The following is a 15,756-nucleotide window of genomic DNA, read 5'->3' as shown; positions in this document are numbered from 1 at the left end:
GGTACTTTCGGAATAAACGCTATATAATGAGAAAAATTATCTATTCAGTAGATGATTTGGTCTGAGATTTCCGATGATGTGGATGCGGTAAGCGGGTGTTGCCGCACTCTCAGAGCATTTATTCTTTTAATAGCAGTCATCCTTTTTTTCATTGTGATTCCCGCCAGCGCGGAGGAATTTCCTGTAATCGAAACAGGATACACCTATGTCGACGGAGATACGTGTGATCTTTTCTCCTTTCCTGCGACTGACAAATTTTCTCATATGGGTTTGAGTGGAGGAAAGATTGCTTACAGTAAAGACAAAGACCCTCTCATTTACATCTGGGATAGCGGGACGGGCGAGACGAAGACTTTCGACACCACCGAGGTTGCCGTAAAAAAGGATGACTGGATTTCTTTCTGGATGGAGATTAAGTGTCTTGATATCTCCGACGGTGTGGTTTATTACTCTCTTTTAACGCATAAGACGACACCTACAGGTACAAGTGCTTCTACGGAAGGATTGTTCAGTTTTGACGGGGAAAACAACGAGAAGATATTCGATCATCTTGTGGTCAACCTGTGCGCAGATAATGATCTTGTTCTGATAGAGGATTTCTCCTGGTATGATTGGGAAGAATTTACAAACCTGAACCGGTTGCGGATATATTCCCGCGATACCGGGGAGATGATCACCATAGATGATTGTGGGGAAACCAATGATCATATCGGGTTAGGGGACGGCAATGCTGCGGTGGCAATAACTGTACTTTCCAGCGAATCCGGTGTAAGAATCCCGGAAGACGGGGTGACGGTCTTCAGGCTTCCCCCGGATTTTAGTGAAGGATCTGTGGAGACGGTTACAATTCCGTCGTCGACCGGTTATTCGTATAAGGAAGGGAGCATGATAGTCAGCCGGGACTGTTTTTCAGGTGACATACTAATCTGGTCGAAAGAGGTATCTGCCAATGCCAATGGTTCAGGTGAAGATGGCTGGAATATACTTTATGCAACCGACCTGAACACCCTGGAAGACACTGTTATTGACAGAATAGAAGAGCCGGTTGAGGAAATAAATGAGCCGGGGGATATTTTTGACAGTTTCGGGTTTTATTCGTACGCCGTCGACGGTGACTATCTTATTTACAGGAAAGATGACCGGATCTTCCTCTACCATATCCCGGACGGGGAGAAGAAAGAGATCCGAATCACCGGAAACGATGAATTCGAAGTCGGTGATATCGTCGAGTTCGACGAAGGCGAGCTTCTCGTGAGGGCGTATCCGAAGGATTATCCCGGTTATGAACCGTCCGAGTACGAGATCTGGTTTGTGGATTTGAATCCGTTTATTAATCCGGTTGAAGCTGAAGCGAGTGAGACCGGGGCTGTTGAGACCGGAAGTAATGAACCGGGGAATCCTGAGACTCCGTTATCTCCCTCTGTTTCAGTATTTGCACTGGTGGCGGCGGCCGTCGTTTTCGCAGGATCGCAGGGGAAAAGATAGAGTGAGTAACAGCACTTTCGGAATCTCAATGCTCTCAATAGCAGTCATCTTTTTTCTTCTTGCGATTCCCGCCGGAGCGGAAGAGTACCCGACAATCGAAACCGGTTACACTTACATTGACGGAGATTCATGTGATGTTTTCACTTATCCTTCGGTTGACAAATTGTCACATATGGGGCTAAGCAATGGAGAGGTTGCATATAGTAAAGACAAGGACCCTCTTATTTATATATGGGATAATAGGACTGGTGAGACAAATACTTTCGATACCACCGTAATTGCTGAAAAAAAGGATACTTGGATTTCTTTCTGGATGGAGATTAAGTGTCTCGATATATCCAAAGGTGCAGTGTATTACTCTCTTTCAACACATAAGACTACACCTACAGGCACAAGTGCATCATCGAAGGGATTATTCAGCTTTGACGGAGCGAATAATGAAAACATTGTTTCACAGCATTTTATTTATGAACTTTTGGCTGATAATAGCCTTGTTTTGGTAAAAGATTTTTCATATTTTGATGGGGAACCTCATATCGAAAATATGCGGTTACGAGTGTATTCTCATGACAGTGGAGATATAATTACTATTGACAACCGAACGGAGATCAATGACCCAATGGGATTTGGGGAGTATAAGGTTGCGGTTCTTTCCCTTAGCTCGATTTCCGAGACAGTTGGCGATCGAGTTCAAAATGATGGAATTGTTGTCTTTGATATAGAACCTGCACTTGCAGGCGGAGAAGTTAAAGAAATTGTTATTCCTGATGCAACGGAGATTTCATCTGATGAAAAGGTGAATGTCAACCAGGATTGTTTTTCAGACAGATATTTTGTCTGGTCAAAGGGCGTGAAAACCTCAGATGGTGATAATGGCCAATATCAGAGCACTCTTTATGTAACCGATCTGGATACTCTTGAAAATACTGCAATAGATACGAATGAGCATCCGGATTTTGGGCTTTATGCCTATGCTGTTGACGGTGATTACCTGATATACAAGAACGACGACGGGATATTCCTGTACAATATCCCGGACGGGGAGAAGAAAGAGATCCGAATCACCGGAAACGATGAATTCGAAGTCGGTGATATCGTCGAGTTCGACGAAGGCGAGCTTCTCGTGAGGGCGTATCCGAAGGATTATCCCGGTTATGAACCGTCCGAGTACGAGATCTGGTTTGTGGATTTGAATCCGTTTATTAATCCGGTTGAAGCTGAAGCGAGTGAGACCGGGGCTGTTGAGACCGGAAGTAATGAACCGGGGAATCCTGAGACTCCGTTATCTCCCTCTGTTTCAGTATTTGCACTGGTGGCGGTGTTTGTCGTTTTCGCAGTTTTGCAGGGGAAAAGATAGAGTGAGGCACTGCACTTTCAGATTCTCAATGCTCTCAATAGCAGTCATCTTTTTTCTTCTTGCGATTCCCGCCGGAGCGGAAGAGTACCCGACAATCGAAACCGGCTACACGTATGTCGACGGAGATTCATGTGATGTTTTCACTTATCCTGCTGGTGACAAATTTTCTCATATGGGTTTGAGTGGAGGAAAGATTGCTTACAGTAAAGACAAAGACCCTCTCATTTACATCTGGGATAGCGGGACGGGCGAGACGAAGACTTTCGACACCACCGAGGTTGCCGTAAAAAAGGATGACTGGATTTCTTTCTGGATGGAGATTAAGTGTCTTGATATCTCCGACGGTGTGGTTTGGTACTCTCTTTTAACGCATAAGACGACACCTACAGGTACAAGTGCTTCTACGGAAGGATTGTTCAGTTTTGACGGGGAAAACAACGAGAAGATATTCGATCATCTTGTGGTCAACCTGTGCGCAGATAATGATCTTGTTCTGATAGAGGATTTCTCCTGGTATGATTGGGAAGAATTTACAAACCTGAACCGGTTGCGGATATATTCCCGCGATACCGGGGAGATGATCACCATAGATGATTGTGGGGAAACCAATGATCATATCGGGTTAGGGGACGGCAATGCTGCGGTGGCAATAACTGTACTTTCCAGCGAATCCGGTGTAAGAATCCCGGAAGACGGGGTGACGGTCTTCAGGCTTCCCCCGGATTTTAGTGAAGGATCTGTGGAGACGGTTACAATTCCGTCGTCGACCGGTTATTCGTATAAGGAAGGGAGCATGATAGTCAGCCGGGACTGTTTTTCAGGTGACATACTAATCTGGTCGAAAGAGGTATCTGCCAATGCCAATGGTTCAGGTGAAGATGGCTGGAATATACTTTATGCAACCGACCTGAACACCCTGGAAGACACTGTTATTGACAGAATAGAAGAGCCGGTTGAGGAAATAAATGAGCCGGGGGATATTTTTGACAGTTTCGGGTTTTATTCGTACGCCGTCGATGGCGACTATCTCACTTACAGGAAAGGGGATCATATTTACCTCTACCATATCCCGGACGGGGATAGGAAGGAGATCAGGATCACCGGAAACGACGAATTCAGGGTGGGGGATATAATCGGGTTCGACGAGGGGGAGCTTCTCGTGAGGGCGTACCCGAAGGATTATCCGGGATATGATCCGAACGAGTACGAGATCTGGTTTATCGACCTGAATACGGTTATTAACCCTGATGCCGGGAGTGCGGCGGAGACCGGAAATACTGGAGGGGGAAACAACAGCCCTGTCACTGCGGAGACCCCGCTGTCTCCTCTGGTGTCACTGGCTGCACTTCCGGCTGCCGCCGCTCTTTTCGCGGGATCGCGGGGGAGAAGGTAGAGGGATCTATCATTTTTTATCCCGGTTTTCGTGTAGATGCTTTCGGAATAATCGCTATATAACCGGAAAAAGATCTGTTTATTAGATGACAATCCGGTCCGGGATTTCGGGAAAGCCTGGTTCAGAAAAGAGATGGTGCAGCACTTTCGGAATATTCATTTTTTCAATGGCAGTTCTCCTTTTATTCATTGCAATTCCTGTCAATGCAGAGGAATTTCCGGTAATCGAGACCGTTTATACGTATGTTGACGGAGACGATGATGTACATTTCCCTTATGTCCCGTCAGATGACAAAACATCACATGCCGGACTCAGCAACGGAGAGGTTGCGTACAGCAAAAGCGGTGACCCGCTCGTGTACATCTGGGACAGTGTGACGGGAGAGACGAAGACCTTCGATACCACGGAGCTTGCCGAAAAAAAAGATAACTGGATCTCGTTCTGGATGGATATCAGGTCTCTTGATATCTCCAATGGCGTCGTCTATTATTCTCTTGCAATACACACTACGACTCCTACGGGGACGTCGGCATCCAGCCGGGGTTTGTTCGATTTTGACGGAATAAGTAACGAACAGGTATCCGATCGTCTCTACACGGATGAACTGCTGGCAGACAACGATCTTGTTGTCGCAAAGGGCTCTTCGGATTTTGAAGATGGGCCGTTTACCGAGGTTATGAGTATGCACGTGTATTCGCATGACACAGGGAAACTGGTACTGATCGACAACCGGACAGATCTTGACGATCCGATGGGATTCGGGGAGTATATGGTTGCGACTCTTTCCGAAAGTATCAGTATCCCCACCCCGGTACCGGGTGATCGCCTGCGTAGCGAGGGTATCGCTGTCTTCGATCTTGAACCTGTTCTTGCAGGAGGAGAGGTCGGGCGGATCGAGGTTCCGGGTACAACGGATATTGCCTCAAATGAAAGAGTGAATCTCGACCAGGACTGTTTTTCAGACAGTTTTTTCGTCTGGACGAAGGGAAGAAAAACCACCGAAGGGGGCATCGATCATTTCGGGAGCATTCTTTATGCAACCGATCTGGATACTCTCGAAAATACTGCAATAGATACGAATGACGAAAACCTGGATTTCGGGCTTTATGCTTCTGCTGTCGACGGGGATTTCCTGATCTACAAGAACAACGACATGATCTTCCTCTACCATATCCCGGACGGGGAGAAGAAAGAGATTCGAATCACAGGAAACGACGAATTCGAAGTCGGAGATATCATAGAGTTCGATGCGGGCCAGCTTCTTGTGAGGGCATACCCGAAGGATTATCCGGGATATGATCCGAACGAGTACGAGATCTGGTTTGTCGATTTGAATCCTTACATAAATCCAACAGGGACAAGTGAAACCGGGACAACTTTACCGGCGACTTCCGCCCCGGAGACGAGGGAGACTCCCGTTCTCCTCGTCGTTCCCGGCCTTGCGGTATTGATCGTCTTTGCTCTTTTTGCCTTTTCGTTATGGAGGAAGGGGTGAGGAGCGGGATCTTTTTTTTTGGCTGGACATCTGCATTTTTACTGCACGCTTACATCTGGGGTGTAATGGTTGTTACAAAAATAAAAATTTGATATTCATCTTTTGATTTTGATAATAGGATTATATTATAGATATATGTACAGGTACTTTTTTGCGTACATCCGGGGAACTGAGAAGGCGATCTGTCTCTGGTCATGTTTGTTTTAATGAAAAAGATATGGAACTCCTTGCGGAAAAGCTATGTGAAAATTATAAAAAAAGTATTTTAATTGGTTTTAAGTGACTTCTTAAATTATCATCAATACCTTTGTCACTCAAATAAGATCCTTTATTTTTTGATATGCCCTTCTTGTCTTCATATCAGAAATTGTTCCATCTAAGACAATGTTAAAAGCTTTCTTTATTTTTTCACTTTTAGTTTTATCTTTTAATGAAGCGAGTAATTCCATGAATTTTTTAGCCCTATTTCCATCATTAAAGATATTAATTATTTCTTTATCATCTAAAAGTTTTAACAGTTCATTGAATTCTGAATCTTGAAATAATTCTATCATTTGATTATAATATGGTAATGCTGAATGTGAGACACCATAGATATTCCCTAATCTACATATTATCAAAGATTTTACATAGGGATATCTTATTATTGAGGGGATATCTCCAGATGGGAGAACATATTTTATTAATTGTTTAGCATGTGGTTCTTCAGTATAAAAATTATTATATCCGTAATGAGAACGAATCAAGTCTTCACAGATCTCTCCGATTTCGATAGCTTTAAGATCTTCAGATATGTATCCTAATCCATCAACTATTGACAAAAATTTCTTTGCCAGTTCCTTTTTTGATAATTCTGCATTTGCAGAAAAAACTGCATATTTATATGCTATACTATTTTTTGTCTCTTTATCAGAATAATTCCAAACATCTTTTACTATTAATTCCACATTCTTACGGACTGCAATATCTTGACTATCATCCACGTACATTCCGAAAAGTGCCCGTAAAAGGGAATGATTAAGATCCTGAGGCATTCTTTTGATATTAATTTTAATTGCTTCAGCATCACTTTTTGTTAATTTATGATTTCTTACATTTGCTAATAATTTCTTTATTTCTAGAACTGGTCCTTCTGGTTCCTTTGCTAAAACCTCAATTATGCAGGTTTCTAACCAGCCTAAGAGTTGAAGTCCTGTAATTCGGGTATGGTTTGGGTGAGCAGCACTAGCGAAGTTTCTCATATCACGAATATAGTCTAGATGCTTATACCCAATATCGGTGATTATGCCAGTATCTCGGCATCCTTTAATCAGTTCCCAATCATCAAGTTTTTCGAGGTCTTTATCACTTTTAAATTCATGACGTTTTTTTGAATTACTTAAAATACTATCATAAAAATAATCTAAATCAAATAATGCAACTTTATTTCTTAAATTTACAATTGTTTCGTTCCATAAATAGTTTAGTGCCGAATCAAATAATCCAACTCCACAAGAAGCAATAAATTTTGAGATATATAATGCTCTTTGGCGTTGTTCTGGTGATAAATGATCGATAATATTCGGCATATTGCCTATCACTATTCCACGTTGTTTAATTTCGACTAAAATATTGTCATTTGGAAGATCTAATGAATCTAGGTACAATTTTAAATTTGACGAGAATTTATCGATTTGATCATTAATTTGTAAAGGTTCCTGTATCTCTGGTAGGTTTTCTGGCATTATTCCCTCAATTCTTTTATTTCATAATTATTGACTTAATAGTATTGCCTGAGTAATAGGAACAATTGCAGGCGCATTGTAGTGTTAATCGGAATCTATGGAAATGGAAATATTGCTGCTAAAAATATTATTTATACCCCAAACAAAACAAAAACAACCTCGTCCAACAACTCCCCGTTCTTGAAGATAGCCTTCTTATGCACAGCCTCCCTCTCGAATCCGGCCTTCTCCAAAACCCTCATCGACCCTAAATTCCCCTCGTAAACTCCAGCCTGGAGCCTGACAATATCAAAACGTCCGAACGCCACCGGAACGACGGCCTTCACCACCTCCGTCATGACCCCTCTTCCCCAGAAAGGCTCCGCGAGCCAGTACCCGATCTCCGCCGTTTTCCTGTAGACGTCCGTAAAAGGAGTGACGCCGATCCCTCCGCAGGCCTCACCGTCGATCTCGACTGCAAGGAGAAGAGCAGGGCCGTCTCCGGTCGCCATCGTGAGGAATCGTTCGGCGTCCTCCTCCGAGTACGGATTCGGAAAACCATCCCTCATGTTCTTCGCTACCTTCGGGTTGTTCGCGTATTTTGCAACCGAAGGGGCATCGTCCATCCTCCACGGCCTGAGGGTCGCCTGCGATGTTTTGATAATTACGGGTTCTTCTGTCACTTATTTCAGGTATATGTCCGGAATAGGAGTTAAAACCTGAGTTCGGTTTTCTATTCTAAGATGAGGCATAAGCCCCTGACGGGGCAGCCCTCTGCTTAATTCGCTTCGCGAATTTGCGCAATGATGATAGCCCGGCCTGGACGCTACCCCTACGGGTAGCCTCGGCCGGGAAAAACATGTATGAGAAATATCCAGCCGGTGACCAAAGGTCGCCTTGGGTTTCGAAAGGGCGGGAGCCCTTCGGTTGCCTCGGCCGGGAGAGGATACGGTTTAAAATAATTATCACTTTCCCGGAGCGAGAAGGGATGCTCGTCCATCCCTTCTTGCGACTTATCGCGATCAGGGGGAGGGTAATAGGGAGGGGGACTAGTTCCCCCTCCCTCACCGGAGCTAAAAATTACCCAAAAACAGTCTACGCAGCCGCAGTCTCGTTCGGGACATTCGAAACATTCAGCCCGATGAAATCGTAAAGCGAGTCGATCCCCGGCTCGTGTCCCAGGAAGTTATCGAGCAGTGTCATCCCGTCCGCCATATTCCCCTGCGAATAGACATCGTTCCTCAGCTTTAAGCCGAGAGTCTCGTTCGTCATCCCGTTCTCTTTGAACTCGTCGACGATATCCTGTGCATAGACCTTCGACCACAGGTAGCTGTAATATCCTGCATCGTACTGGTCCATGATATGGGAGAAAGTCGCGGCCGGGTGAAGGCCCTCCGGCTCGTCCAGCCCGAGGATCTCCTCAGATGCATCGTGCCAGACCTCCGTCGTGTTCACAGGCCCGTCCGCCGTATGGTAATACATATCGGCAAGCGAAAAGAGCAGCTGGTAGCCGTACTCATAACCCATGCCGACACTCCTTGCCGCAATCGCCTGTCCGGCGAGCTCCTCCGGGATCTTATCAGACGAATTCCCGTCCTTCGCCGAGATCGATTCGAGGACATCCCGGTCGTATGCCCATTCCTCAAGAGCCTGGGACGGCGTCTCGCAGAAGTCCATGGATGACTTATACCCGGAGAGGATGCCGTAAGGAGACGTAGTAAGGATCACGTTCATCGCATGCCCCGTCTCGTGGAACATCGTCCATATATCTGAAGGCCTGAAGAGGGTCCGGTTGTCGCCCTCCGGTGCATCGTAGCTCCCGATGATAATTGCAACCGGCAGGCTGTATGTCCCGTTCTTCTCCCTGCCTGAAATCAGCTGCGACGTTGCATAACCCGTGTACTTTCCGTCCCTGTGGTAGAGATCCAGGTAGAGGTAGCCGAGAGTCCTGTTGTCCGACCTGTTCGAAACCTCGAAGAGCCTCACATCCGGCGACCATACCGGCGCATCCGAAACCTCGTTGAAATCTACTCCGAAAAGCATCCCCGTCGTATTAAAGACCCCGTCTATCACGTTTTCGGCCGGGAAATATTTCTTAAACTCCGCCACATCGTAGTTATAATCCCTCATGACGAGAATGTGTTCGAGGTACCTGATATCCCAGGGCCGGATCTCCGTTGCCGACGGATCGATCTCCTGCTTGATCTCCAGGAGAATCGCCGTCTCCTCTTCGATCTTTTCAGAAAGCGGCTCTTTTAAGGAATCCAGGAACTCCATGACAACAGTCGCGTTCTCCGCCATACGGTTCCTGATTGTATAGTCCGCCCACGTAGAGAATCCCATCTCCTTTGCAATATTCTCGCGGAGGACGATCGCTTCTTCCAGAAGAGGCGTATTCGCTTCCCCCTGGACATCATTGTATGCCTCGTACATCCTCCTGCGGGTATCTCCGTTGTCGGCGTAGGTCATCACGGTGCTATAATCCTGCGTGACAATTGCAATATAATCCCCTTCAGGCGTCCGGGAAAATGAAGAAAGATCTTCGTCCGGCAACCCTTCAAGCTCCTCTCCCGTAAAAGTGATCGACGAATTATCGTTGTTCAGGTTGGAGTTGAACTCGGTCTTAATGGCGCTGAGTTCCGCGTTCATCTCCTTCACTCTCGTGAGATTCTCTTCCGGAAGCCCGAGGCCGTTATGCTCGAACTCGTCGATTATGATCTTATACAGCCTCTGTTCGACGGGAGTCTCAGGCACTTTATCTTCGACCGATTTCAGCGCATCATAGAGATCGCTGCGTGTGTAGACCTCGATGTAAAATTTACTCTGAGCAATGTCGGCATCCATACCCTCCGCCGCAATCTCCGGGTCGGGCGAGAGATAACCCATAATCGTAAGCGGCGAGACTGCATCGCCGTAATCCGTCATCACACTGTCGAATGCAACGACAGTATTTTCAAAAGTCCGTTCATCCGTTGGAATAGCGGCGATGGCGTTCAGGGATTCGTTCGCGCTCTCCCGTGCTTCGTCGCTGAGAATCGTTATCTCGCCGGCCGAATATTCGGCACGTATAGGCGACAGGCTTTCGTCGGCAAGAACCGGCAGAAAAAAACCCGTCGCCGAAAGAATAAATGCAGCAAGAAAAACCCCGTACAGAATCCTTCGCGATCTGCATATTGTGATATCATCCCTCATAAGAACCAGTATTAACTATTCTGCCCGCCGGGGGAAAAAGGATTTTTATGTGAATTTGTTTTGATTATGTTCGGCCCTGAAAAAGCACACCGGATCGTTGTGAAATATCCCCGTTCCCGTATACGAACTCGAAGAGCACCCGCCCTGGCAGTCTCCCAATTTCTCGCACCCGGTACACAGGGGGCCTGCATCCTCCTGGTTGAAATATCTCGTATAAGCAAAAGAGGCGGGATCGAACCAGATGTCCCAGAGATCCCTGTCGCGGATATTTCCCTCGCAGACCTCGTCCGGGAGGGAGAGGCAGCCCTTGACCCGGCCGTCACTCATGATCCCGCACGAGATGATCCCGCCGGGGCATCCTCTCCACGGTCCGCCGATGCCGGGTTTAACATACTCCAGCCCGTCGCTGCACATGATGTCCGGGTTGACGGGATCGGGATCTGCGGCCTGCTTCCTGATAAAATTCCCGAGGGCGAGCATGTCCTCGTCGTTCAGTTCGAGACCCGGGTTCTGGAGTGCACGCCCCATCGGAATCAGCGGCTGGAGACGCCAGTGGCGAACACCGAGATCCCTGAAGACATCGTGCATCGCAGGGAGCTGGCCGAGATTCTCTTTGTTTACGGTCGTGATGATATTGTACTTTATCCCCGCCTCCTGCATCAGCCGCATCGCGTTCAGCGTTTTTTCGTATGAGCCCCTGTAGTTGCGGAACCGGTCGTGAACCTCCCGGAGTCCGTCGATGCTCAGGCCCACCGCCCTGATGTCCAGCTCCTTCATCTTCGCGATCATCTCGCTGTCCATAACCAGTCCGTTCGTCAGTATGTTTACAGGAATGCCGAGATCCTGGAGGTGTCCTGCAATAATCGTCCAGTCTTTTCTCAGCAGGGGCTCGCCGCCTGTAATATCAACTTCCTGGACGAGGAGATCGGGGAACTGGTCGCAGAGATCGAGGGCCTCTTTTGTCGTCAGTTCATTAGGCCTTTTTGCACCCGCCGTGGAACCGCAATGTCTGCATCGCATATTGCATTCGAGGGTCAGTTCCCAGCCGATGATCAAAGGAAATACTTCAAAATTCATAAAATGCCTTTAAGAGGGGGCAGGAAGGAGAAGTCCCTCTCTAGTCCCCGGTTATTGAATTCCCACGCTGTTATTTGGCAGCGGTTTTCTTGCGAGTCGCAGTGGCAGCAGTGGTCCTGGAAGTCGTCTTCTTCATATTCCTGAAGTGAGTCTGGAGTGCGTAATAATCCCCTGCTTTAAGCACTATATCGTTCCCTGTAAGATAGTCGTCGGCCATGTTCATTATCGCCGGGGCGACCTCCATGTCCGGGATTTGGTTTTTGTTGATATAGGTGTTCAGCATCTGTGCGATGTATTTGTTGAATTCACTGGTCGGGGAGACCTTGACGATGTCCCCGAGCCTTTCATTAGGCCAGTCTATAACCACAAGGTATCTGACCAGGATGTCACGGTCGATAATTGCCTTCTGGAATTTTACTGCATTTAATCTGACTGGTGGCATAGCAATCAGCTCAAGGGAGTGGATAGGTCAATCGTGTATTTATAATTTTTTACAAAATCAGCAAAATTTAATATTTTTTAAAATTGTAGGAGACCGGGTTCAGTCCGGCCCCTTTTTATTTCTTTCAGACTTCCTGTAAAGTCAGGAAAGTCTCTTTATGACAGCTTCTCCAACCTCTTCCGTCGAAGAATCCCCGCCGAGATCAGGTGTCTTGATCCCTGCCGCAAGAACGAACCCGACCGCATCCTCAACGGCCTCTGCCTCCTCCGTCCGCCCGAGATGAGCAAGCAGCATCGCCGCACTCCGTATTGCAGCGATCGGGTTCGCGATTCCCTTTCCTGCGATATCGGGAGCACTCCCGTGGACAGGCTCGAAGAACGCGTATTTCTCGCCGATGTTCGCACTGGGGAGCATCCCGAGGCCGCCGGTGAGATAGCCACAGGCATCGCTGAGTATATCGCCGAAGATGTTCGTCGTTACGATCACGTCATAATTGGCGGGATGCATGAGGACATCGAGTGTAAGGGCGTCGATGTATGCCGTCCTGGCAGAAACGCCCTCCTCCGCCGCAACGGAAAGGCAGGTGTCCCTGAAGAGGACGTCCGATTTCAGGACGTTCGCCTTGTTTCCGATGACAAGCGAGTTCCGTCTCTCCTTCGCAAGCCCGCAGGCACACCGGGCGATCCTCTCGCTTCCCTTTCTTGTCACCACCCGAAGGGTCGTCGACCTCTCAGTCCCGATCTCCTCGATCCCGGAGTAGAGTCCTTCGGTGTTCTCCCTGACGATCATGATATCGAAACCGTCACCGCAAACAGGCCGGAGATTTGCATAGAGGTCGAGCTCCTTTCGTATCCTGAGCAGGACGCTGGAATAGCACGGATCGGGTGGTGTCGTCACAGCACCGAAGAGTATCGCATCCGAATCCTTGAGAGCCCCGATATCTTCATCCGTGCAGGCCGAACCGGTCCGCTTCCATTTCTCGTATCCAAGCTCCACGTCGAAGAACTCGGCACCGGGAAGGAGCATCTCAAGAATCCGGCGGGCGACAGGGATGACCTCCTTCCCGATCCCGTCTCCGGGCGCAATTGCGATTCTCATTTATTCGCCTCCTTCTCCCTGTATGCCGCGACGACTGCGAAGATCGCATCTGCGATATCCTTCGGCGAGGCGCCCCAGTGAACGATCCACCCGGCCTTACCGTCGACCTTTCCGGCCCTTTCCGAACGGCAGCATCTTGCAACGAACGGCTCCTCTTCCGCACGATCGGCGGGGCACGTGTTGATCACATCAAAACCCTCCCCGTACTCCTCTGCGAGAAACTGCCTTGCGGTCAGGCATCCTGCGATCCTCTCCCCCTGCTCCGGCCTGTCGTTGTCGAGGGTCTTCTCGAACCCTCCGGCTCTGCACGGGTAGACCTCGGCCTCGATCTTCTCTATATCGATGATGTGGTGGACGAACTCGATCTCCTCCTGCCCGAAGAGCCCGGCGGCTTCGAGTTTCTTCGCGGTCTCCGAGAGAACTGCGACCGGGGGTTTTGCATCGTAGAGATGAACCTCCAGGAGGGCCGAAGGGTCGGGATCGATTACGAAACTCATGTGCTCGTCGATCCCCCTGAAAATTACAGCCTTCTTCCCCGTCGATGCGGCTTTTTTTATCAGGTCGGCCCTGTTGTGAAGAATGACCTTATCCGGCCAGACCGTGGTATCGGCAGCATCCGCGAGGCATACATACTCCTCGACATCTCTCATCAGCCCGGTTCCGCCGGGAACGAACCGGACCTCGCCGATCTCGTATCCGCCGTCCGTCTCGACGATCAGGTACCTGCTCAGGAAGTACACCTTTTTGCCGAGCGGCATCCCCGAGGCATAGCCGACCTCCTTGCAGTGCCGGGGAAAGATCACTTCCTCCTCCCGAGGTACTCGATGAGCCCGCCTGCCGCGATGATCTCGTTCATCCTGTCCGAGAGCCGGACACTTTCGTAACTCCGGCCGCCGCACTCCACCACTGCATCTTCGAGATCGAAGGATACCTCTTTGCCGTCTTTGCATTCGAAACCTGCAACCTCGAAGAGCGGAATGCCGAGGTTGATCGCGTTCCTGAAGAATATCCGTGCGAACGACTTTGCGATGACCGCCTTCACGCCCGCGGCCTTTAGCGCCGCTGCCGCCTGTTCGCGTGACGATCCGCAGCCGAAGTTCTTGCCAGCGACTATAACCGAGCCCGAAAGCCTCCCGGCAATGGTCGGGTCGTAGTCCTCGAATGCATGTTCCGCCCAGAGATTTTTGTTCTTGGTCCGCAGGTATCTTCCCGCGATGATCATGTCGGTATCCACGTCGTCGCCGACGCAGACCGCATGGCCCGATCCCTTTATGGAATTACTATCGCTCACCTTACTCACCTCTTCTCCTCCGGGCTCGCGATCTCGCCTTTCAGTGCACTCGCAGCGGCGGTCGAGGGAGAGCAGAGGTAATACTCTGCACCGACACCCATCCTGTTCTTGAAGTTCCTGTTCGCCGTCGAGAGGCCGACCTCTCCTTCGCCGAGCACACCCATATGTGCACCGAGGCACGGGCCGCATCCCGGCGTTCCGATCGAACAGCCTGCTGCGACGATATCCGAAAGAACGCCAGTCTCTATGCATTTTTGGAGGGCGGTCTTCGACGCAGGGACGACGATTGTTCTTACGGCGACCTTCTTTCCCCTGACGATATCCGCGAAACGTTTGAGATCTTCGTAACGTCCGTTCGTGCACGTCCCGACGAATACCTGGTCGAGAGGCGTTCCCTCGTATTTGTCGACCGGGACCGCGTTGTCCACCCTGTGCGGGGCGGAGATCGACGGGACGATATCGTCGAGATCGAGGTAGAGTTCGTCGGCATATGTGCAGTCCTCAGGCTCCTGCCGGTCCGCGTCTTTCCCGAACTCGGCAAGGTACGATACCGTTTTTTCATCCGAATAGAAGAGTCCCGCCTTCGCACCGGCCTCGATCGCCATGTTGCAGATCGTTAGCCTCCCTTCCATCGCGGTCGTTGCGGCTCCTTCGCCTGTGAACTCGATCGCCCTGTAGGTCGCACCGTCCATCCCGAGACGGGTCACGTAGGTCAGTGCGACATCCTTCGGTTCGGCATGTCCTTTCAGCCTGCCTTCGAGGATGACGCCTGTCGTCTGCGGGACCCTGAACCATGTCTCGCCAGTCGCCCAGATCGCAGCCATGTCCGTCGCACCGACACCGGTCGCAAAGGCCCCGAAAGCCCCGAGGGTGCAGGTGTGCGAATCCGCACCTACGACGACCTCCCCGGGGAGGCACACCCCTTCGCTCATCACCTGGTGGCAGATCCCTTCGCCGATATCGCGGAAGTCGAAACCCGCCTCCTTTGAAAAATCCCTGAGCTCGTGCTGGAGGTTCGCCGTCTCGCTGTTGTTCGCCGGGACGATGTGATCGTATATTATAGAGATCTTTTCCGGGGAACGGACCTTCGTCTGCATCCGGAGGAAGGATAAAAGTGCCTGGAGGCCGGTTCCGTCATGAGCATACGCCCTGCTAAGTTCAAGATCCGTGAAGGAGCCTTCGGGGGACCCCAGCAGTCTTTCCGATAATGTCGCCATCTTCCC

13 protein-coding genes are annotated in these 15,756 nt (G+C 49.4%); 4 read left to right on the top strand and 9 right to left on the bottom strand.

Annotated elements, in window-relative coordinates; genetic code table 11:
* Positions 1–153: 153 nt before the first annotated feature.
* The 4 genes from MPET_RS12625 to MPET_RS12610 all read left to right on the top strand — a co-directional run bounded on the left by MPET_RS12625 (position 154) and on the right by MPET_RS12610 (position 5,730).
* Positions 154–1,485 (top strand): hypothetical protein, encoded by a 1,332-nt coding sequence (locus tag MPET_RS12625; RefSeq protein ID WP_225353819.1) that lies wholly within the window; start codon positions 154–156, stop codon positions 1,483–1,485.
* 1 nt (position 1,486) lies between these two features.
* Positions 1,487–2,842, top strand: coding sequence for a hypothetical protein (locus MPET_RS12620; RefSeq protein ID WP_048130858.1), 1,356 nt, complete (start codon positions 1,487–1,489; stop codon positions 2,840–2,842).
* Between the two features lie 28 nt (positions 2,843–2,870).
* Complete coding sequence (locus MPET_RS12615; RefSeq protein ID WP_013330417.1) at positions 2,871–4,235, top strand: hypothetical protein; 1,365 nt, start codon at positions 2,871–2,873, stop codon at positions 4,233–4,235.
* Between the two features lie 85 nt (positions 4,236–4,320).
* The gene (locus tag MPET_RS12610) at positions 4,321–5,730 is read left to right on the top strand and encodes a hypothetical protein (protein ID WP_013330416.1); all 1,410 of its coding nucleotides are present in this window, start codon (positions 4,321–4,323) and stop codon (positions 5,728–5,730) included.
* A gap of 314 nt (positions 5,731–6,044) precedes the next feature.
* Here MPET_RS12610 and MPET_RS12605 read toward each other — a convergent pair whose 3' ends face one another.
* The 9 genes from MPET_RS12605 to MPET_RS12565 form a co-directional block, all read right to left on the bottom strand.
* The gene (locus MPET_RS12605; protein ID WP_013330415.1) at positions 6,045–7,454 is read right to left on the bottom strand and encodes a hypothetical protein; all 1,410 of its coding nucleotides are present in this window, start codon (positions 7,452–7,454) and stop codon (positions 6,045–6,047) included.
* Positions 7,455–7,585: 131 nt separating this feature from the next.
* On the bottom strand, positions 7,586–8,116 hold the full coding sequence (locus tag MPET_RS12600) for a GNAT family N-acetyltransferase (RefSeq protein ID WP_013330414.1): 531 nt from the start codon (positions 8,114–8,116) through the stop codon (positions 7,586–7,588).
* Between the two features lie 412 nt (positions 8,117–8,528).
* The gene (locus tag MPET_RS12595; RefSeq protein WP_013330412.1) at positions 8,529–10,625 is read right to left on the bottom strand and encodes a M3 family metallopeptidase; all 2,097 of its coding nucleotides are present in this window, start codon (positions 10,623–10,625) and stop codon (positions 8,529–8,531) included.
* Between the two features lie 45 nt (positions 10,626–10,670).
* Complete coding sequence (locus MPET_RS12590) at positions 10,671–11,702, bottom strand: radical SAM/SPASM domain-containing protein (protein ID WP_013330411.1); 1,032 nt, start codon at positions 11,700–11,702, stop codon at positions 10,671–10,673.
* 70 nt (positions 11,703–11,772) lie between these two features.
* Complete coding sequence (locus MPET_RS12585) at positions 11,773–12,144, bottom strand: hypothetical protein (RefSeq protein ID WP_013330410.1); 372 nt, start codon at positions 12,142–12,144, stop codon at positions 11,773–11,775.
* Between the two features lie 141 nt (positions 12,145–12,285).
* Positions 12,286–13,242, bottom strand: a complete 957-nt coding sequence (locus tag MPET_RS12580) for an isocitrate/isopropylmalate dehydrogenase family protein (protein ID WP_013330409.1) — start codon at positions 13,240–13,242, stop codon at positions 12,286–12,288.
* On the bottom strand, positions 13,239–14,045 hold the full coding sequence (locus MPET_RS12575; protein ID WP_013330408.1) for a DUF7714 family protein: 807 nt from the start codon (positions 14,043–14,045) through the stop codon (positions 13,239–13,241). Before MPET_RS12575 ends, MPET_RS12580 begins: the two co-directional genes overlap by 4 nt.
* Positions 14,042–14,542, bottom strand: a complete 501-nt coding sequence (locus MPET_RS12570) for a LeuD/DmdB family oxidoreductase small subunit (RefSeq protein ID WP_013330407.1) — start codon at positions 14,540–14,542, stop codon at positions 14,042–14,044. Before MPET_RS12570 ends, MPET_RS12575 begins: the two co-directional genes overlap by 4 nt.
* A complete protein-coding gene (locus MPET_RS12565) occupies positions 14,539–15,750 on the bottom strand; it encodes an aconitase/3-isopropylmalate dehydratase large subunit family protein (protein ID WP_013330406.1) in 1,212 nt (403 codons plus the stop codon). The genes MPET_RS12570 and MPET_RS12565 overlap by 4 nt, the downstream gene beginning before the upstream one ends.
* Between the last annotated feature and the right edge of the window lie 6 nt (positions 15,751–15,756).

The organism is Methanolacinia petrolearia DSM 11571 (genome assembly GCF_000147875.1).
Taxonomy (GTDB): Archaea; Halobacteriota; Methanomicrobia; order Methanomicrobiales; family Methanomicrobiaceae; genus Methanolacinia; species Methanolacinia petrolearia.
The sequence above is the reverse complement of the archived record's forward strand: the minus strand, read 5'-3'. Positions and strand labels throughout refer to the sequence as shown.

Coding starts and splice junctions, on each gene's coding strand:
- MPET_RS12615 (WP_013330417.1), top strand. CDS start 2,871: ATGCTCTCAATAGCAGTCATCTTTTTTCTTCTTGCGATTCCCGCCGGA.
- MPET_RS12610 (WP_013330416.1), top strand. CDS start 4,321: ATGACAATCCGGTCCGGGATTTCGGGAAAGCCTGGTTCAGAAAAGAGA.
- MPET_RS12605 (WP_013330415.1), bottom strand. CDS start 7,454: ATGCCAGAAAACCTACCAGAGATACAGGAACCTTTACAAATTAATGAT.
- MPET_RS12595 (WP_013330412.1), bottom strand. CDS start 10,625: ATGAGGGATGATATCACAATATGCAGATCGCGAAGGATTCTGTACGGG.
- MPET_RS12590 (WP_013330411.1), bottom strand. CDS start 11,702: ATGAATTTTGAAGTATTTCCTTTGATCATCGGCTGGGAACTGACCCTC.
- MPET_RS12585 (WP_013330410.1), bottom strand. CDS start 12,144: ATGCCACCAGTCAGATTAAATGCAGTAAAATTCCAGAAGGCAATTATC.
- MPET_RS12580 (WP_013330409.1), bottom strand. CDS start 13,242: ATGAGAATCGCAATTGCGCCCGGAGACGGGATCGGGAAGGAGGTCATC.
- MPET_RS12565 (WP_013330406.1), bottom strand. CDS start 15,750: ATGGCGACATTATCGGAAAGACTGCTGGGGTCCCCCGAAGGCTCCTTC.